This is a genomic window from Streptomyces sp. NBC_01410, from assembly GCF_045040195.1.
In the GTDB taxonomy this organism is placed as follows: Bacteria; Actinomycetota; Actinomycetes; order Streptomycetales; family Streptomycetaceae; genus Streptomyces.
This window is the reverse complement of sequence record NZ_CP109530.1, coordinates 2,566,697-2,585,056: the sequence shown is the minus strand read 5'-3', so window position 1 is coordinate 2,585,056 and position 18,360 is coordinate 2,566,697. Positions and strand designations below refer to the sequence as shown.

The following is an 18,360-nucleotide window of genomic DNA, read 5'->3' as shown; positions in this document are numbered from 1 at the left end:
CACGTTCAGCCCGTCCGGCGTTTGAGGACACGCGCGAAGCGCGTACGGGGTCTGGGGCGGAGCCCCAGTTCGGGAAGGGGCGGGTAGGGGACAAGGCCCGCCGCAGGCGGTCAGGCCCGCACCGCCGCCTCCTCGCGCTGCGCACGCCTGCGCGCCGCGTCCTCGTCCGTGTCCGCGTCGTACCTCAGCAGCCCCGGCATCGCCCCCGCCAGCAGCCCCACCGAGGCCACGCACGCCACGCCCCCGCTCCAGATCGCCGCGCGCGTCCCCGTCCAGCCCGCCATCGTGCCCGCGCGGACCTGGCCCAGTTGGGGGCCGACGCTGTACGAGAGCACCTCTATGCCCGCCAGCCGGCCGCGCAGCTCCTCCGGGATCGTCTGGTTCCAGATGGTCGAGCGGCCCAGGCCGCTCAGCATGTCGCCGGCGCCCGCGAAGGTGAGGCACAGCAGCACGAGCCAGACGTTCGAGAACCAGCCCGCAGCAGCGATCGCCAGGCCCCAGCCCGCCGCGCCGAAGACGACGAGCAAGCCGTGCCGTCGCACGCGGGACGTCCAGCCGCTGGTCAGGCTGAGCACCACCGAGCCGACCGAGCCCGCCGCATACATCAGGCCGAGCGCCCACTGCGCGTCCAGGTCGTCCGCGAGGAACGGGAAGATCGTGTTCGGGAAGGCGAAGAACATCGCGGCCAGGTCGATCGCGTACGTCCCGAGCAGCACCGGACGCGACCACGCATAGCGCGCCCCCTCGGCGATCCCCCGCAGCGACGGCTTGTCCGCGTCGTGCGCGGGCGGCGCCGCGGCCAGGCGCAGACAGAGCAGTACGGACGCGACGAAGCCGAGGACCGTGATCGCGTACGCGGGTGCATGACCCGCGTACGCCACGACCAGACCCGCCAGCGCGGGACCCGCGATCGCGCCGAGCTGCCAGCGCAGGGCGTTGAGCGCGGCCGCCGCCGTCAGCTGGTCATGCGGGACGATGCGGGCCATCAGCGAGTCCAGCGCCGGGCGTTGCAGACCGGCGAGCGCGGAGACGCCTGCCGCGACCAGGTACAGCGGCCAGAGCATCGGGTCGGGCAGCAGCGCGTTCACCAGCAGGATCACCGCCAGCAGGCCGAGGCCCGCCTCGGTGCCGAGGATCAGTTTGCGGCGGTCGGCCGCATCCGCCAGCGCCCCTCCGTACAGGCCGAAGACCACCAGCGGGACCAGCTCCACCGCGCCCATCGCACCGACCGCGAGCGGTGAGTCCGTGAGCTCCTTGATCTGGAGCGGCAGGGCGATCATCGCCATGAAGCTGCCGAAGTACGTGACAAGGCCCTGGATCCACAGCAGCCGGAAGTCGCGGGAGGACCGCCACGGCGACAGGTCGGGCAGTACGGAGGAGAGCTTGGAGGTCACGAGGGGTCATCGTCCGCGCCCCTCGTCGCCCCCGGCAACCGAATTACCAGCGCGCGGGCGGCGGCGACGTCAGCTGGTCGGCGAGCCGCGAGAGCCGGTCCCTGAGCCGTCGCCGCCCGCGCGCCGCGGGCAGTACGTTCTCGCCCGCCGCCGCACTGACCAGATGCTGCACGGTGTCGATGTCGACCTCGTCCACCCGGTCGCTCACCGTCAGCGCCTCGTGCGCCAGGCCGTGCACCTCCGCGTCCCCGCCGTCCAGCGCCAGCACCGTCGCCCCGGCCCGCCGTGCGTCGTGCACCCGTTCAAGAAGCCCCGCGTCCGGCCGGGTAGGTGCCACCACCAGCAGGGTCTCGCCGCGGCGCGCCGCCTGCAGCCTGCCGAGCCCGACGGCCAGTTGGGCGGGGTCCCCGGGCCGCACCCGGTGCCGTACCAGCGTCGGCGTCAGCTCCGGCTGTCCCGACCAGGCCGCCTCGTCCACGAGATGCGCGGCCAGATGCCACGGCTCGTACTCCTCGGTCCCGACCAGCAGCAGCCCGCCGCCCTGCGGCACGACCGACGAGCGCAGCGTCCCGGCGAAGCGCCGGGTCGCCGCGGGCCACTCCGTACCGGCCAGGACTTCCCGCAGCAGGGCGACGCGTACAGCATCCATGGCCCCGCATCGTGCACGACGGCCGAACCGGGCGGGCCGGATTGCCACCGGCTCACCCGATCGGGTGCCGAGACCAGGAAGTAGGGTCGGGCGCATGACTTCTCGTGACAGCGCAGGCACCGCGCCGAAGGCCCCGGCCAAGGACCCCTGGGACCTTCCCGACGTATCCGGGCTGGTCGTCGGCGTGCTCGGCGGAACCGGCGACCAGGGCCGCGGGCTCGCCTACCGGCTGGCCAGGGCGGGCCAGAAGGTGATCATCGGGTCCCGCGCCGTGGAGCGCGCCGAGACGGCGGCCGCCGAGCTCGGCCTCGGTATCGAGGGCGCCGACAACGCCGAGTGCGCCCGGCGCAGCGATGTGGTGATCGTGGCCGTGCCGTGGGACGGGCACGCCAAGACCCTGGAGACGCTGCAGAAGGAGCTGGTGGGCAAGCTCGTCGTCGACTGCGTCAACCCGCTCGGCTTCGACAAGAAGGGCGCGTACGCACTCAAGCCGGAGGAGGGCAGCGCCGCCGAGCAGGCCGCGGCCCTGCTGCCGGACTCGCGGGTGACCGCCGCCTTCCACCATCTGTCCGCGGTACTGCTGCAGGACGAGTCGATCGAGGAGATCGACACCGATGTGATGGTGATGGGCGAGGTACGCGCGGACACCGACATCGTGCAGGCGCTGGCGGGCCGCATCCCGGGCATGCGCGGAGTCTTCGCGGGCCGGCTGCGAAACGCCCACCAGGTCGAGTCGCTGGTCGCCAATCTGATCTCGGTGAACCGCCGCTACAAGGCGCACGCGGGGCTGCGCGTCACCGACGTGTAGCCGGTGACGGGGGCAGGCGGGGGGATGGGGGACACTGGACGGCGTATGCCATCAGTACCCGGACAGGAGCCCTACCCCATGCCCCGCCTCGCTCTGTACTCCCTCGTCGTCTGCATCCTCGCCGTCGCGGCAGCGGTCGTGTCCTTCGCGCAGGGCAGCTGGCTCGGGATCGTATGGGTGCTGCTCGCCGGGCTCGCGTCGAACATGACCTGGTACTACCTGCGCCGGGCGAAGGTGGAGCGCGCGGCTCGCGGGGCTACTGGCTGACGATCGCCTCGCACCTCGCGTCCGTCTGCCAGAAGCGGTAGAACTCCTGACCGCAGTACGTCTCCACCTCGCTGATGCCGAGCCCCCGCAGGATCGTGTCGATCGCTTCGAAGAACGCGAGGTTCACCTCGGGGATGAACAGCACGCCGAAGACCGCGAGCAGCCCGAAGGGCGCGAACGGCTCGACCTGGCGGCGGATCTTGTACGAGAGCCACGGCTCGATCACGCCGTAGCCGTCGAGCCCGGGCACCGGCAGGAAGTTCAAGATCGCGGCCGTGATCTGGAGCAGCCCCAGGAACGCGAGCGCGAAGCGGAAGACCATCGGCACCCCGTCCAGCGCGTGCAGCCAGAACGGCGCGGTGCACACGAGCGCGAACAGCACATTCGTCAGCGGCCCCGCCGCGGAGATCAGACTGTGCTTCCAGCGGCCCTGGATACGGCCCCGCTCGATGAAGACCGCGCCACCCGGCAGACCGATGCCGCCCATGATCACGAACAGCACCGGCAGCACGATGCTCAGCAGCGCATGCGTGTATTTGAGCGGATTGAGCGTCAAGTACCCCTTGGTACCGATGGAGATGTCCCCGCTGTGCAGCGCCGTGCGGGCGTGCGCGTACTCGTGCAGACACAGCGAGACGATCCATGCCGACGTGACGAACAGGAACACGGCCACGCCGGGGCTCGCCGCGAAGTCCGTCCACACCGCCCACCCGGTGACCGCCATCACGGCGACGATCCCGAGGAACACCGGACTGATGCGCCGGTCGCTGTGGCGGGAGGTGGCGGTGGTCATGGGTGCGGCTCCTGAGGGCTGGGGGGTCCACCCGTAGGGGGAGGGACGTGCGGGATCGACCGTACCGGTGACGTGGGGAGAACGTCCCGGGGGTGCGCGGGGGTTCCTGCTGCGCGGGCCAGGTTCGGCACCGGGTGACAATGGGCGGGTGCACTATCGGGTACTCGGCACCACTCAGGCACTTCACGACGACGGCACCCCCGTCGCCCTCGGCGGTGCGCGCCTGCGCGCGCTGCTGACCGTCCTGGCCCTGCGCGCCGGGCGTACGGTCCCGGTCGGCGTACTCGTCGGCGAAGTATGGGACGGCGATCCGCCCGCGGACGCGGTGGGCGCCGTCCAGGCGCTCGTCGGGCGGCTGCGGCGCGCGCTGGGGCACGCGGCGGTCGCCTCGGCGGACAGCGGCGGATACCGGCTGTGCGCCACGGTCGACGACGTGGACCTGCACCGGTTCGACAGGATCGCGGGGGAGGGGGTGCGGGCGCTGAACGAGGGCGACGCGGTCAAGGCGGCGGCGCTGCTCGACGACGCGCTGGCGCTGTGGCAGGGGCCGGTGCTGGCCGACCTTCCGGACCGCACGTCCGAGGCGGCACGCTGGGAGGCCCGCCGCCTGGACGCACGCAGGGCCCGGCTCGCGGCGGCGCTCGCGCTCGGCCGCGCGGAGGAGGCGCTGCCGGAGCTCGCCGCGCTGTGCGAGGCGCACCCGCTGGACGAACGCCTCCAGGTGCTGCGCCTGCGGGCGCTGCGGGACGCGGGGCGGGCGGCACAGGCGCTGGCGGCGTACGAGGAGGTACGGCGGCTGCTGGCGGACAGCCTGGGGGCGGACCCGGGTCATGAACTGCGGGCGATGCACGGGGAGTTGCTTTCCAGCGCAGCCCCGCCCGCGACGGCCCGCGCCGCGGGCATGCCGCCGGTGCCCGCGCAGCGGCCGTACAACCCCGGCAACCTGCGCGCCCGCCTGACCTCCTTCGTCGGGCGCGACGCCGACATCGAGGCCATCCACCGCGACCTCGCCGCCGCCCGGCTCGTCACGCTGCTCGGGCCCGGCGGCGCCGGGAAGACCCGGTTGTCGCAGGAGGCCGCCGAGCGGGTCGCCGCGACCGGAGAGAGCCCGTGGCCCGACGGGGTCTGGCTCGCCGAACTCGCGCCCGTGGACGACCCGGAGACCGTCCCGGAGGCCGTCCTCAGCGCGCTCGGAGCGCGCGAGACCGTGCTGCGCGGCGCCGGTGCCGAGGAGTTGAGGGCCGCGGAGGGGCACAGTGACGACGCCGTCCTGCGGCTGACCGAGCACTGCGCGCGCCGCCGTATGCTCCTGCTCCTCGACAACTGCGAGCATGTCGTCGGCGCCGCCGCCGCCCTCGCCGAGCGGCTGCTCGAAAGCTGCCCGGGCGTCACGGTGCTGGCGACCAGCCGTGAACCGCTCGGCGTGCCGGGCGAGTTGGTGCGCCCCGTGGACCCGCTGCCGGACCCCATGGCGCTGCGCCTGCTCGCCGAACGCGGCGCCGCGGCCAGGCCCGGCTTCCGTACCGAGGACGACCCGGAGGCCGCCGCCGAGATCTGTCACCGGCTCGACGGGCTGCCGCTCGCCATCGAACTCGCCGCCGCCCGCCTGCGGATGCTCACCCCGCGCCAGATCGCCGACCGGCTGGACGACCGTTTCCGCCTGCTGACCAGCGGCAGCCGTACCGTACTGCCGCGCCAGCAGACCCTGCGGGCCGTCGTCGACTGGTCCTGGGACCTCCTCGACGACGCCGAACGCGCCGTACTGCCGCGGCTGTCCGTCTTCGCGGGCGGCTGCGACCTCGCCGCCGCGGAGGCGGTCTGCGCGGAACCGGACGCCGACCTCGATGTCGCCGACGTCCTTGGATCCCTCATCGACAAGTCGCTCGTCGTCGCCGCACCCACCCCCGACGGCCAGATGCGCTACCGCCTGCTCGAAACCGTCGGAGAGTACGCCGCCGAACGCCTCGACCAGGCCGCCGAACGCACCGCCGTGGAGCGGCGGCACCTGGTCCACTACCGGGAGCTGGCACGCGTCACCGACCCGCTGCTGCGCGGCCACGGCCAGCGCGCCGCCCTGGACCTGCTTCAGCTCGAGTACGAGAATCTGCGCACCGCGCTGCGCCACGCCGTCGCCGCCCGCGACGAGCAGGAGGCGCTGTTCCTCGTCGTTTGCCTGTCCTGGTACTGGCAGATGCGGGATCTGCGCACCGAGGCCCGGCACTGGGCCACGGCCGCCGGCGAGCTCGGCCCCGACCCCTTCGCGCCGCCCGTCGAGCCCGCCCCGCCGATCACCGAACGGTTCACGGACGCGCCGCCGCCCATGTCGCCCGAGCTGCTCCAGGAGGCCCGGCGCGGCGCCGCGCTGATCCGGATGGTGTTCATGGACTACGACGTCGACGAGTGGACGACGCCGGAGAAAATGGAGCGGCTGCGCAGGATCACCGAGGCCTATCGGCCGGGGCTGCCGCAGACCTGCCGCCCCCCGGCTTCGCTCTGGTTCTTCGCCGTCGTGATGACCGGAGAGGTCGCGCAGCTCAAGATCCTGCTCGACAAGACCACCGAGGCCTGCCGCGCGTTCGCATACGAGTGGGAGCTTGCCGTTTCGCTCCAGGCGCGGGCCAATGTGCTTGCCAACCGCAGCGAGTGGGCCGGTGACGCGGCCCGCGACGCTGAGGAGGCCCTGGAGATCTTCACCCGGATCGGCGATGCCTTCGGTGCGGCAGAGGCCCTGTCCGCGCGCGGCGAGGCGCGCGAGAACCGCGGCGAATACCCGCTCGCCGCCGAGGACTTCACGGCCGCCATCGGATACGCGGAGCAGGTCGGTGCCCAGGCCCAGACGGCGGTGCTGCGCTCCCGTCTCGGCGGCATCCTGCTGGAGATGGGGGAGAGCGAGCGGGGCGAGGCCCTGATCCGTGACGTGCTGGCCGACGGCAGGGGAGCGGGCCGGGACTCGACGGTCTTCGCCCGGCTGTACCTCGCGCTGTGGCTGGGACGCACCGGCCGCGTCCCCGAGGCGCGTGCCGAGGTCGACGTGCTGCTGACGCAGTTCCAGTCCGCGACCATGGCGATCTTCGAAGGCATGATCACCGGCTTCCTCGCCCGGCTCGACCTCGTCGACGGCGACTACGAGCTGTCCCTGAGCAGGGCACGCCACGCGCTGGAGAAGGCGCGGGACCCGCTGACCCTGATGGTCGCTCCGCAGATGCCCTCGCTGCACCTGGTGACGGCTGCCGGGGCGCTGGCCCTGAGGCACCCGGACCGGGCCCCGGACGCGGCGCGGATACTCGGAGCGTCCGACGCCCTGCTGCCGCCGGGCCACTTCTCGCCCCGCTACGAGCGCGAGAGCCGGACCGATTCCGAGGCGGCGGTCCGCGCCGCGCTGGGGGACGCGGCGTACGAGAGCGCCTACGCCGAAGGCGGCGGCCTCACCCTGGAGGAGGCCGCCGCCCTGGTGTGACCCCGCGTCAGGATCAGATCTTCTTACGGAACTTGGCGACCGCGAGCGGCGCCGTGACCAGAGTGATCGCCGCCGACCAGCCGAGCGTCATCCACACGGAGTGGGCGACCGGGCCGCCGTTGATCAGGTTCCGGGCCGCGTCCGCCAGATTGGACAGCGGGTTGTAGTCGGTGAAGGTCTGCAGCCAGCCGGGCATCGTGGTCGGCGGGGCGAAGATCGACGAGCCGAACTGCAGAGGCATCAGCACCATCATGGCCACCCCCTGGACGGCCTGGGCCGTCTTCATGCTGAGACCGAGCAGAATGAAGATCCACATCAGCGAGGCGCCGAAGACCATGGAGAGGCTGACCGCGGCGAGGAGTTCGAGCACCGAGGTGTGGATCTGAAGGCCGAGCAGGAAGCCCATGGAGAGCAGGATGGTCGTGGCGATCAGCATCCTGCCGACCTCGACCACGATCTTTGCGATGAGGACCGAGGAGCGGGCGATCGGCATGGACCGGAAGCGGTCCATCACGCCCTTCTTGAAGTCGTCGTTGACGCCGGTGCCGACAGCCATGGCGATGTTCATGCCCATCATCGCCATCATGCCGGGGACCACGTAGTTGACGTACTCCTGCTGGTTGCCCTTGCCGGAGATCGCGCCGCCGAAGACGTACACGAACAGCAGAATGAAGATGACCGGCATCAGCACGGCGTCGAACATCGACTCCGGGTCCTGCTTGATCTGCAGGGCGTTGCGGCGCACCAGCGCGCCGATGTGCCGCAGATTGCCCCGCAGGCCGATCCGGCCCTCGCCGACCGACGCGTTCTTGACCGGGGCGGGCGCGGGAGCGGGCGACTGAGCGGTGGTGGCAGTGGCCGTACTCATGCGGCGACCTCCTCGGGAATCGTGTCGGACACGGTCGTCTTCTCGCCCGTGATGGCCAGGAACACCTCGTCCAGGCTGGGCAGATGGGTTCCGATGTGCGCGATGCCGAAACCGTGCGTACCCAACAGCCCCACGACCGCGGTCAGTTGCGCATCGCTCAGGATCGGTACGTACAGCAGACCCTCGTCGGGGACGACCGTCGCCCCGGCGATCCCGTCGAGACCGGACTCGCCGAGCGCGCGGGCCATGGCGGACAGCTGCGCCGGATCGCTGGGCCGGATCTGCAGGGTGCGGCCGCCGACCTTCGCCTTGAGCTCGTCGACGCGGCCGTTGGCGATGACGCGCCCGCGGTCGATGACCGTGAGCTCGCTCGCCAACTGCTCGGCCTCTTCCATGTACTGGGTGGTGAGCAGGACGGTCGCCCCCTCCGCGACCATCCGCTGCACCTCGTCCCAGACCTCGTTGCGGGTCCTCGGGTCGAGGCCGGTCGTCGGCTCGTCGAGATAGAGCACGGACGGGCTGCCGATCATCGAGGCGGCCAGGTCGAGCCGCCGCCGCATACCGCCGGAATACTGCATCGCCGGCCGCTTCGCCGAGTCGGTGAGCGAGAACCGCTCCAGCATCTCGTCGGCGCGGCGGCGGGCGTCCTTGCGGGGCAGATCGAGCAGCCGCCCGATCATGTAGAGGTTCTCCCAGCCGGACAGCTTCTCGTCGACCGAGGCGTACTGGCCGGTGAGTCCGATGGTGCGGCGCAGCTGCCGCGGCTGCTTCACCACGTCGTAGCCCGCGACGACGGCATGGCCGGAGTCCGGGGTGATGAGGGTGGACAGGCAGCGGACGAGCGTGGTCTTGCCGGCGCCGTTGGGGCCGAGGACACCGAGGACGGTGCCCTCGCGGACATCGAGGTCCACCCCGTCCAGCGCCTTGGTGTCGCCGTAATGCTTGACGAGGCCTCGTACCTCGACGGCGTTCTTGTCGATTCGCGTCATGCCGTCCACGATGACGGGCGCCGCCGACAAGCCGCCGACAAGCCGCCGACAGGCGGGCTACAGCCTGCCGACGCCCAGGAAAGGGCAGGTCAGGATGCGGGCTTGGCGTAGTCGACGAAACCGGCCCAGTCGAGCACGACGCAGGGCTCCTCGCCGACCACCCAGGCGTCGTGGCCGGGCTGGATGTCGATGAACTCGTCGGGGCCTATCTCGGCGCTCTCGCCCTCGTTCATGACGACCTTCATCCGGCCGCTGAGGACATAGCCCAGATGGTGCGACTGGCAGCTGTCGGTGCCGGCGATGGGCTTGATGTGCTTGGACCACTTCCAGCCCGGCTCGAACACGGCCCGGCCGACCTGCGGACCGCTTTCAGTGGTGAGGAGGTCGAGCCTCCCGGTTCCCTCCCCGAAGGGACGGGTCTCTTCCGGGGAGTCGAAGGTCTTGCGCACGATTCCGGCCATGACGACAGCCTCCAGGCGGGTGATGCAAGCCCCGAGTCCATTTCAAGGCTACGCGTCGGGGCCCCCGGAGGCCTTCCGGGACTTCGGGGCACGCATGCCGGACGACAGGACGACAGCCCGCCGATGGGGGATGTCGGCGGGCTGTCGGTGGTGCCGGAGATGGCTCAGTGGAAGGTGGCTCAGTGGAAGGTGTGCTCCTCCTGCGGGAACGCCCCGCCGACCACATCGTCGGCGAAGGCCTTCGCGGCGTCGCCGAGCGTCTCGCGGAGGTTGGCGTACTGCTTGGTGAAGCGCGGCACCTTGCCGCCCGTCAGGCCCGCCATGTCGGTCCAGACGAGCACCTGGGCGTCCGTGTCGGCGCCCGCGCCGATGCCGATGGTCGGGATGTGCAGGCTGCGGGTGACCTCGGCGGCCAGCTCGGCCGGTACGAGTTCCAGGACGACCGCGAAGGCGCCGGCGTCCTGTGCCGCCTTGGCGTCGCGCAGCAGCCGGTGCGCATCCTCGTTGCCGCGGCCCTGCACCCGGTAGCCCATGGTGTTGACGGACTGCGGGGTGAGGCCCAGATGCGACATGACCGGGATGCCGGCCTGCACCAGCAGCTCCGTCTGGCCCAGCGAGCGCTCGCCGCCCTCCAGCTTGACCGCGCCGACGCCTGCGTCCTTGACCAGCCGGGTGGCGTTGCGCAGCGCCTGTACAGGGCCTTCCTGGTACGAGCCGAAGGGGAGGTCGCCGACGACCAGGGCACGCCTGGTGCCCCGTACGACCGCGGCGGAGAGCATGGTCATCTCGTCCATCGTGACCGGCACGGTGGTGTCGTAACCGAGGTGACAGTTGCCCATGGAGTCGCCGACGAGAATGACCGGGATGCCGGCCTCGTCGAAGACGGACGCGGTCATCGCGTCGTAAGCGGTGAGCATCGGCCACTTCTCGCCGCGTTCCTTGGCGGTGGCGATGTCGTGGACCGTGATGCGGCGAGTGCCCTTGCCGCCGTACAGCGCCTTGCTGCTGTCGGTGGGCTTCTGGGCAGCCTGAAGCGTCATGGCTAACGGCTCCTTCGTCATCTCGAGGCGCCCTGACGGCGTCCCCGGACCGCCTCCATGGTGGCACCTCGTGCCGCCCGCGCGGAAGGGGATCCGTCACGTTCTCCTGGTTTTCGATACGAGACGGTGTCGTATCGAAATTGAGTTACGCTGCCCCCATGACGACCCCGTCCGGCAGACCCGCCCCGCCGCGGATTCCCGAAGCCGTGCACCGCCGCAGGTGGGCGATCCTCACGGTCCTGATGTTCAGCCTGATCATCGTCGTGCTGGACAACTCCATCCTGAACGTGGCGGTCAAAACGATCGCCAGCCCACCGCCGCACGGCCTCGGCGCCACCCAGAGCGAGCTCGAATGGGCGATGAACTCCTACACGCTCGTCCTCGCCGGGATGCTGTTCACCGCCGGCCTGGTGGGCGACCGGATTGGCCGCAAGAAGGTCCTGCTCTTCGGCACCTTCCTCTTCGGCTTCGGCTCGGCACTCGCCGCGCTGTCCGGCTCACCCGCCGAGCTCGTGGCCTACCGGGCGCTGATGGGCTTCGGCGCCGCCTTTGTGATGCCTGCCACGCTCGCCGTGCTGGTGCACGTCTTCGAGCGTGACGAGCAGCCCAAAGCCATGGGGATCTGGGCGGGCAGCGTCGGCGTCGCGATCGCCGTCGGCCCGGTCACCGGCGGACTGCTCCTCGACCACTTCTGGTGGGGCTCGATCTTCCTGATCAACGTGCCCGTCGTCATCATCGCCCTGGTCTGCGTCGCACTTCTGGTGCCGGACTCCATGGACCCGAACCCCGGCGGGCTCGACCCCCTCGGCGTCGTGCTGTCGATCGTCGGCATGCTGCTGCTGGTGTACGGGATCATCCACGCCGGCGAGCTGGGCGACTTCACGGCCCGGTCCGTGGTGGGCCCGGTGGTCCTGGGGCTCGCCGTGCTCGTCTGCTTCGTCCTCCACGAGAAGCGCAGCAGGCATCCCGCCCTCGACATGGGGTACTTCAAGAAGCCCGCCTTCTCCGCAGCCGTCGCCGCGGTCGCGCTCGTCTTCTTCGCCCTCATGGGCCTGACCTTCTTCTCCGCGTTCTATCTGCAGAGCGTGCGCGGCTACAGCGCACTGCGGGCCGGGCTGCTGATCCTGCCGATGGCCGCGGCGCAGATGGTCTTCGCGCCGCGGGCCAGGCTGGCCGTGGCCCGGTTCGGTACCCGGGTCACCTGTGCGGCGGGCATGCTGCTGATCGCGGCAGGGTTCGGGGCGTTCGCGCTGTTCGACACCTCGACCCCGGTATGGGCGATCGAGATCGCCTTCCTCGCCCAGGGCCTGGGCATGGCACACGTCTCCACGCCGGTGACCTACCTGGTGGTGCGGCTGCTGCCGCAGGAGAAAGCCGGCTCGGGCAGCGCCGTCAACAACACCTTCCGCCAGATCGGCGGCGCGCTCGGGGTGGCCGTACTCGGCTCGCTGCTGGCCACGCACTACCGCAGCGGGATCGAGGAGCACCTCGGCGCGCTGCCCGCGGGGGCACGGTATGCCGCGGGTGAGTCCATCGAGGCCACCCTCGCCGCGGCGGAGAGGCTCGGCCCGGCGGGCAAGGCACTGATCGGCCCGGCGAACGAGGCCTTCCTCGACGCCATGCATCTGACGTCACTCTGCTCGGCGGCCATCGCCGTCGTCGGTGCCGTGGTGGTGGGGGCGTTCCTGCCCGGCCGACCGGGCGCGGGACCGGACCGCCCGGAACCCGAACGCGTCCCGGAGACGGCGGCGCGCGACTGAGCGCCCGGTGCGCGCGAACCCTCCGCCCGGAGCCGACCCGGGCTCCGGGGCGGCGGGGAGAATCGGAAGGACGGACGAGGGCGGCAGCGAACGTCCGTGAGGGAGCAGCAGCAGATGGAGCGGCAGCAGATGGTGCGGCAGCGGGCGGAACAGCGCAAGACCCCAAGGCGAGGGCGGCCCCGCAGCGAGGCGGCCGAGCGGTCCATCGTCGAAGCCGTCGTGCGGCTCCTCGAAGAAGGCGTCCCCATATCCGAGCTGTCCATCGAGCGCATCGCCCGCACCGCCGGGGTCGGCAAGGCCACCATCTACCGCCGCTGGGAAGGCAAGGAAGCCCTCCTTCTCGACGTCGTACGTTCCATGGAACCGGTCGCTCCGCCCCTGCCCGGTACCTCCGTGCGCGACGACCTGGTCGCGCTCGTCGAGATAATGCGCCGGCGCGGTCTCGCCAAGCGGTCCTCCACGCTCCTGCACAACGTCTTCGCGCAGATGCAGAACTATCCCCAATTGTGGGAGCTGTACCACCGCACCGCAGTCGCCCCCCGCCGTGAACTCATGGAGGCCGTCCTGCGCCGCGGCATCGAGAGCGGCGAGATCCGCTCCGACATCGACATCGAACTCCTCGGCGACCTGTTCGTGGGACCGATGCTGGTCCGCACGGTCCTGCGCCCCGAAGGCACACCCGCAGAGGGCGGTGCGGAACGGATCGTGGACGCGGTGCTCCAGGGCGTACGCCCGCCACGCTGAAGCGCCCAGAACCGCCGTCCGGCCCACTGCCCGGAGTGTGCGGGTTCTGTCACAGCGCCCTCACCTGGCCCGATACGAGGAACCCCGTACGCCGTCCTGTCGTCATCGAGGCAGAACGGCCGTCCGGCGACGGCGGCGAAACGCCCGTCATCGCCTAGTGTCGACGGCGAGGTTGGTGTGACGGCAAGGCAGTGAGGAAAGCTTCATGGTGCAGGCGTACAAGACGGAGACCGGTAACGGCAGCCCCCAGAACGGGCGCACCGGAGCCCGGTTCCGGCGCCTGCTCGACGGCTGGCGCGGCGACTCCGGCATCTGGCGGCGCGGCCTCGTGCTCGCCGCACTCGCCGTACTGATCGCGCTGTTGATGATCCTGCACGCGCAAGTCCCCAACCGCATCGGCAACCTGGGCAGTCTGAGCGAGACCTTTCTGCCATGGTTCGCCGTGTTCATCCCGGTGATCCTGGTTGTCGCCGTGGCGCGGCGTTCGGCCACCGCGCTGATCGCCCTGCTGCTGCCGTCGATCGTCTGGCTCAATCTCTTCGGCGGCCTGATCGCCGACAAGTCGGGCGGAACCGGCAATCTGACCGTCGCCACGCACAACGTCAACGCGGGCAACCCCGACCCCGAGGGCACGGCCAAGAAGGTCGCCGCGTCGGGCGCGGACCTGCTGGCCCTGCAGGAACTGCCGGTGGGTCAGGTCACCGCGTACGAACAGGCGCTGGCCGGGACGTACAAGTACCACTCCGTGCAGGGCACGGTGGGGCTGTGGAGCAAGTACCCGATGACCGACACGGCTCCCGTGGACATCCGGATGGGCTGGACACGCGCGATGCGCTCCACGGTGCGGACGCCCGAGGGCGCGGTCGCGGTGTACGTGGCGCACATGCCGTCGGTACGGGTCAAGCTCAACGCCGGCTTCACCGCGAACCAGCGCGACAACAGCGCGGACGCGCTGGGCGAGGCGATCGCGCATGACCGTACGGGCAAGATCGTGCTGCTCGGTGACCTCAACGGCACGATGAACGACCGCTCGTTGAGGTCCATCACCTCCCAGATGCGCTCCACGCAGGGGGCGGCGGGGGACGGCTTCGGCTTCAGCTGGCCGGCGTCGTTCCCGATGGCGCGGATCGACCAGATCATGGTGAAGGGCGTGGAGCCGGTGTCTTCCTGGACCCTGCCGCAGACGGCCAGCGACCACTTGCCGATCGCGGCGCGCATCAGGCTTTGAGCTTTCCCCAGCCCCGCCCGTTCCCTTAACCGGGGCTCCGCCCCGGACCCCTTGCGGGGGCGCTGCCCCCGGACCCCCGCGCCTCAAACGCCGGCGGGGCTAATTTCAGCCCGTCCGGCGTTTGAGGACATGCGGCCGAAGGTCGCATACGGGGAGGTTGGGGGTCCCCCCGGACGGAGTCTGGGGGAGGGCGGGGTGGGGGCAAAGCCCGCCGCAGGCGCGGGGGTCCGCGGAGCCCCCGCGAGGGGGCCGTCGCCAACGCTGGCAGCGACCGGCGAAGGGGGCCTCCCGCGTCATCGCCGCAGGCGGAGCCCCCCGCACCCCGGACCAGCAGCTCAGTGCGTCGTCTCCCGCCAGCGGTTCGTGATCGGCAGCCGCCGGTCCTTGCCGAAGCCCTTCGCCGAGATCTTCGTGCCCGGCGGGTACTGGCGCCGCTTGTACTCCGCCGTGTCCACCATCCGCAGTGTCTTGGCGACCAACTCCTCGTCGAAACCCGTCGCCACGATCGCGTCCTTGCCCTGGTCCCGGTCGACGTACAGCTCCAGGATCCGGTCCAGTACGTCGTAGTCGGGCAGTGAGTCGGTGTCGACCTGCCCCGGGCGCAGCTCCGCGCTCGGCGGCTTGGTGATCGAGGCCTCGGGGATCGGCGGGACCTGCCCGCGCTCCTCGGCGGCGCGGTTGCGCCACTTCGCGAGCCGGAAGATCGAGGTCTTGTAGACGTCCTTGATCGGCCCGTACGCGCCCACCGAGTCGCCGTAGAGCGTCGAATAGCCCACCGCCAGCTCGGACTTGTTGCCCGGCGCGAGCACGATGTGGCCCTCCTGGTTGGAGACCGCCATCAGCATCGTGCCGCGCAGCCGCGACTGGAGGTTCTCCTCGGCGAGACCGGTCAGGGAGAGCGAGCCCATGTACGCGTCGAACATCGGCTCGATCGGTACGGTGCGGAAGTTGAGACCGGTACGGCGCGCCAGCTCGGCCGCGTCGCCCTTGGAGTGGTCCGAGGAGTACTTCGACGGCATCGAGATGCCGTACACGTTCTGCGCGCCGACCGCGTCGCAGGCGATCGCCGCGACCAGCGCGGAGTCGATGCCGCCGGACAGCCCGATCAGCACCGAACGGAAGCCGTTCTTGGCCGCGTACGCGCGCAGTCCCACGACCAGCGCGGAGTACACCTCCTCGTCGTCGTCGAGCCGCTCGGCATAGCCGCCGGTCAGCTCGGCCTCGTACGCCTCGACGGGCTCCTCGGAGAGGACGACGCGCTCGATGCGCAGCCCGTCGTCCACCACGCCCGAGGGCGGCTCGGCCGAGGCCGCGGGCAGCTCCAGATCCAGTACGACGCTGCCCTCGGCGAACTGCGGGGCCCGCGCGACGACTTCGCCTGCCGCGTCGACGACGATCGAGTCGCCGTCGAAGACCAGCTCGTCCTGCCCGCCGATCATGGCCAGATAGGCGGTGGTGCAGCCCGCCTCCTGCGCGCGCTTGCGCACCAGCTCCAGACGGGTGTCGTCCTTGTTCTGCTCGTACGGCGAGGCGTTGATCGAGATCAGCAGCCCGGCCCCGGCGGAACGGGTGGCCGGGACCCGGCCGCCGTCCTGCCAGAGGTCCTCGCAGATCGCGAGCGCCACGTCGACCCCGTGCACACGGATCACCGGCATGGTGTCGCCCGGCACGAAGTAGCGGAACTCGTCGAAGACGCCGTAGTTGGGCAGATGGTGCTTGGCGAAGGTCAATACCACCTCGCCGCGGTGCAGCACGGCCCCGGCGTTCTGGGGTGCGCCCGCGGGCTGCCCGTAGCGGGGCTGGGCCCGCTCGGAGCGGTCGAGGTAGCCGACGACGACCGGCAGCTCGCCGAAGCCCTCCTCGTCGAGGCGCACGGCGAGCGCGCGCAGGGCGGCCCGGGAGGCTTCCACGAAGGACGACCGCAGGGCCAGATCCTCGACGGGATAGCCGGTCAGCACCATCTCGGGGAAGGCGACGAGATGCGCCCCCTGCTCGGCGGAGTGCCGGGTCCAGTGCACGATCGCCTCGGCGTTGCCGGCGAGATCGCCGACCGTCGAGTCGATCTGATTCAGAGCGAGGCGTAGTTGAGGCACGCGGCCCAGTGTAATCGTCTTTCTGACGCGATGTCCCGGCGGGGAGATGTGGGACGCCCCACGTACCGGCCCGAGCGGCGCCCCACGTACTGCTCCGTGGGGCGCCCCGGGGTGCTACTTCCGGTACCCGAGGACCGTCATCATCCCCGACTCCGAGTGGTAGACGTTGTGGCAGTGGGTCATCCACAGGCCCGGGTTGTCGGCGTCGAAGTCCACCACCACCGTCCTGTTCGGCAGGAGGCCCGCGGTGTCCTTGCGGGGGCCGCCCGGGACCTTCGCCAGGGCGAAGGTGTGGCCGTGGAGGTGGATCGGGTGCCACATCTTCGTGCTGTTGAAGAAGATCAGCCGGACCCGCTCGCCCGCCCGGACCGGATGGCGCTCGCCCGGGGTGTAGGGCTTGCCGTTGAAGGCCCAGTTGTACTTCGTCATGCTGCCCGTCAGGCGCAGCCGGATCAGGCGGTCCGGCTTCCGCGCGGAAAGGGCGACGGACTCGTCCGCCCTGAGCCGGTTGGGGGTCAGCAGCCTGCCGGACAGCTCCTCGGGACGTACGGAGGCGGTGGGTGCGCTGCCGCCGCCGGTGCGGAGCAGCGCCATCGCGGCCGCCTCCCTGCCCGGTGCGTCCTTGCCCTCCGCGACCGCCGTGAGCGGGAAGACGCCGTCGCCCGCGGTCACCAGCACGTCGTACCGCTCGCCCATGCCCAGGATCAGGGAGTCGGCCTTGGCGTGCCGGACGGGGAAGCCGTCGGTGTGGGTGATCGTCAGCTCATGGCCGCCGAGTGCCACCCGGAACGGGGTGTCCCCGCCGGCGTTGATGATGCGCAGCCGGATCCGGTCGCCCGGGCGGGCCCTGAAGACCGAGGGAGCCTCGGCCGTGCGCCCGTTGACCAGGTAGTACGGATACGCGACATCGCCCGCGTCGCCGCCGAGCAGTTTGCTGGTCGCGCCCATCATCATCCGGGACGGGCTCTTCGCCCTCGCGCTCGGGGACGGCGTCTCCATCGGCATGTCCATCGGCATGTCCGCGCCGGAGTGTCCGGCCATTCCGTGCCTCAGCTCGGCCAGCACCCCCTCGGGCGTGGAACCGTCGACGCCGTCGACCCAGTCGTCGAGGACGACGACCCACTCCTTGTCGTACGCCAGGGGTTCCCTCGGGTCCTCCACGATCAGCGGGGCGTAAAGCCCGCGGTCCTGCTGGACGCCCGAGTGCGGATGGATCCAGTACGTCCCCGGGTCCGGGACCGTGAAGCGGTAGTCGAAGGAGCCGCCCGGCCTGACCGGGTTCTGGGTGAGGCCGGGGACGCCGTCCATGTCATTGCGCAGGGCGAGGCCGTGCCAGTGCAGTGAGGTGGACTGCGGCAGATGGTTGGCGAGGGTGAGCGCGAGCGTGTCGCCCGCCGTGACGCGGACCTCCTGGCCGGGCAGCCGGTCGCCGTACGCCCAGGACGTGACCGTGAGCCCGCCGCCGAGGTCCAGCGGGGTGGGCGTGGCCGTCAGCTTCACGGCGCGGACGGGGCCGGAGCCCCGCTTCGCCTCGGCGGCCGCGACCTCGGGGCCGTCGGGGCTGACATAGCCCTTCGGGCCCGCCTCCGCGGCGGCGCCGTGGTTCATCGATCCATGGTCCGTGCCCGGCGATCCGGAACAGGCGGCCAGAACTCCCGTGCCGGCGGCGGCGATTGCCGCACCGAGGACGGTGCGGCGGGTGGGGACGGTGGGGTGAGTGCGCATGACTGAGAGCACCTCGTGGTGTGTGGTGATGCGTGCGGATGGGCGCGTCTGCTGCTTCCGGTGCACCGCTCGCGGCGCGGCGGT

15 protein-coding genes are annotated in these 18,360 nt (G+C 71.2%); 6 read left to right on the top strand and 9 right to left on the bottom strand.

The window, feature by feature from the left end:
• Positions 1 to 110: 110 nt before the first annotated feature.
• Both OG741_RS11885 and OG741_RS11880 read right to left on the bottom strand, forming a co-directional pair.
• Positions 111 to 1,394 (bottom strand): MFS transporter, encoded by a 1,284-nt coding sequence (locus tag OG741_RS11885; RefSeq protein WP_405596830.1) that lies wholly within the window; start codon positions 1,392 to 1,394, stop codon positions 111 to 113.
• A gap of 43 nt (positions 1,395 to 1,437) precedes the next feature.
• Positions 1,438 to 2,043 carry a hypothetical protein gene (locus OG741_RS11880; protein WP_405596829.1) on the bottom strand — a complete coding sequence of 202 codons (606 nt, stop codon included), beginning with the start codon at positions 2,041 to 2,043 and terminating at the stop codon, positions 1,438 to 1,440.
• Positions 2,044 to 2,137: 94 nt separating this feature from the next.
• Between OG741_RS11880 and npdG the strand changes: the two genes are divergently transcribed.
• The gene (gene npdG / locus OG741_RS11875; RefSeq protein WP_405596827.1) at positions 2,138 to 2,851 is read left to right on the top strand and encodes an NADPH-dependent F420 reductase; all 714 of its coding nucleotides are present in this window, start codon (positions 2,138 to 2,140) and stop codon (positions 2,849 to 2,851) included.
• 24 nt (positions 2,852 to 2,875) lie between these two features.
• On the top strand, positions 2,876 to 3,118 hold the full coding sequence (locus OG741_RS11870; protein WP_266477073.1) for a hypothetical protein: 243 nt from the start codon (positions 2,876 to 2,878) through the stop codon (positions 3,116 to 3,118).
• Here OG741_RS11870 and OG741_RS11865 read toward each other — a convergent pair.
• A complete protein-coding gene (locus OG741_RS11865) occupies positions 3,108 to 3,911 on the bottom strand; it encodes a site-2 protease family protein (RefSeq protein ID WP_405596826.1) in 804 nt (267 codons plus the stop codon). The genes OG741_RS11870 and OG741_RS11865 overlap by 11 nt on opposite strands.
• A 148-nt stretch (positions 3,912 to 4,059) precedes the next feature.
• Here OG741_RS11865 and OG741_RS11860 point away from each other — a divergent pair, with 148 nt between their 5' ends.
• Entirely contained in the window at positions 4,060 to 7,368 is a 3,309-nt protein-coding gene (locus OG741_RS11860; RefSeq protein WP_405596824.1) for an AfsR/SARP family transcriptional regulator, read from the top strand.
• A gap of 13 nt (positions 7,369 to 7,381) precedes the next feature.
• On the opposite strand, the gene OG741_RS11855 is transcribed toward OG741_RS11860, so the two are convergent.
• From OG741_RS11855 to panB, 4 genes are all read right to left on the bottom strand, one after another.
• Positions 7,382 to 8,236, bottom strand: a complete 855-nt coding sequence (locus tag OG741_RS11855) for an ABC transporter permease (RefSeq protein WP_405596823.1) — start codon at positions 8,234 to 8,236, stop codon at positions 7,382 to 7,384.
• Positions 8,233 to 9,225, bottom strand: coding sequence for an ATP-binding cassette domain-containing protein (locus tag OG741_RS11850; protein WP_405596822.1), 993 nt, complete (start codon positions 9,223 to 9,225; stop codon positions 8,233 to 8,235). Before OG741_RS11850 ends, OG741_RS11855 begins: the two co-directional genes overlap by 4 nt.
• An 89-nt stretch (positions 9,226 to 9,314) precedes the next feature.
• Entirely contained in the window at positions 9,315 to 9,686 is a 372-nt protein-coding gene (locus OG741_RS11845; RefSeq protein ID WP_405596821.1) for a cupin domain-containing protein, read from the bottom strand.
• Between the two features lie 179 nt (positions 9,687 to 9,865).
• Positions 9,866 to 10,726 (bottom strand): 3-methyl-2-oxobutanoate hydroxymethyltransferase, encoded by an 861-nt coding sequence (panB, locus tag OG741_RS11840; protein WP_405596820.1) that lies wholly within the window; start codon positions 10,724 to 10,726, stop codon positions 9,866 to 9,868.
• Positions 10,727 to 10,884: 158 nt separating this feature from the next.
• Here panB and OG741_RS11835 point away from each other — a divergent pair, with 158 nt between their 5' ends.
• The 3 genes from OG741_RS11835 to OG741_RS11825 all read left to right on the top strand — a co-directional run bounded on the left by OG741_RS11835 (position 10,885) and on the right by OG741_RS11825 (position 14,458).
• Positions 10,885 to 12,486 (top strand): MFS transporter, encoded by a 1,602-nt coding sequence (locus OG741_RS11835; protein ID WP_405596819.1) that lies wholly within the window; start codon positions 10,885 to 10,887, stop codon positions 12,484 to 12,486.
• Positions 12,487 to 12,600: 114 nt separating this feature from the next.
• On the top strand, positions 12,601 to 13,230 hold the full coding sequence (locus OG741_RS11830; RefSeq protein WP_405605520.1) for a TetR/AcrR family transcriptional regulator: 630 nt from the start codon (positions 12,601 to 12,603) through the stop codon (positions 13,228 to 13,230).
• Positions 13,231 to 13,435: 205 nt separating this feature from the next.
• Positions 13,436 to 14,458 (top strand): endonuclease/exonuclease/phosphatase family protein, encoded by a 1,023-nt coding sequence (locus OG741_RS11825; RefSeq protein WP_405596818.1) that lies wholly within the window; start codon positions 13,436 to 13,438, stop codon positions 14,456 to 14,458.
• Between the two features lie 335 nt (positions 14,459 to 14,793).
• Here OG741_RS11825 and OG741_RS11820 read toward each other — a convergent pair whose 3' ends face one another.
• Entirely contained in the window at positions 14,794 to 16,551 is a 1,758-nt protein-coding gene (locus OG741_RS11820) for an NAD+ synthase (RefSeq protein WP_405596817.1), read from the bottom strand.
• 114 nt (positions 16,552 to 16,665) lie between these two features.
• Positions 16,666 to 18,276 carry a multicopper oxidase family protein gene (locus tag OG741_RS11815; protein WP_405596816.1) on the bottom strand — a complete coding sequence of 537 codons (1,611 nt, stop codon included), beginning with the start codon at positions 18,274 to 18,276 and terminating at the stop codon, positions 16,666 to 16,668.
• Between the last annotated feature and the right edge of the window lie 84 nt (positions 18,277 to 18,360).

Coding starts and splice junctions, on each gene's coding strand:
- OG741_RS11880 (WP_405596829.1), bottom strand. CDS start 2,043: ATGGATGCTGTACGCGTCGCCCTGCTGCGGGAAGTCCTGGCCGGTACG.
- npdG (WP_405596827.1), top strand. CDS start 2,138: ATGACTTCTCGTGACAGCGCAGGCACCGCGCCGAAGGCCCCGGCCAAG.
- OG741_RS11870 (WP_266477073.1), top strand. CDS start 2,876: ATGGGGGACACTGGACGGCGTATGCCATCAGTACCCGGACAGGAGCCC.
- OG741_RS11865 (WP_405596826.1), bottom strand. CDS start 3,911: ATGACCACCGCCACCTCCCGCCACAGCGACCGGCGCATCAGTCCGGTG.
- OG741_RS11855 (WP_405596823.1), bottom strand. CDS start 8,236: ATGAGTACGGCCACTGCCACCACCGCTCAGTCGCCCGCTCCCGCGCCC.
- OG741_RS11850 (WP_405596822.1), bottom strand. CDS start 9,225: ATGACGCGAATCGACAAGAACGCCGTCGAGGTACGAGGCCTCGTCAAG.
- OG741_RS11845 (WP_405596821.1), bottom strand. CDS start 9,686: ATGGCCGGAATCGTGCGCAAGACCTTCGACTCCCCGGAAGAGACCCGT.
- panB (WP_405596820.1), bottom strand. CDS start 10,726: ATGACGCTTCAGGCTGCCCAGAAGCCCACCGACAGCAGCAAGGCGCTG.
- OG741_RS11835 (WP_405596819.1), top strand. CDS start 10,885: ATGACGACCCCGTCCGGCAGACCCGCCCCGCCGCGGATTCCCGAAGCC.
- OG741_RS11830 (WP_405605520.1), top strand. CDS start 12,601: ATGGAGCGGCAGCAGATGGTGCGGCAGCGGGCGGAACAGCGCAAGACC.
- OG741_RS11825 (WP_405596818.1), top strand. CDS start 13,436: ATGGTGCAGGCGTACAAGACGGAGACCGGTAACGGCAGCCCCCAGAAC.
- OG741_RS11815 (WP_405596816.1), bottom strand. CDS start 18,276: ATGCGCACTCACCCCACCGTCCCCACCCGCCGCACCGTCCTCGGTGCG.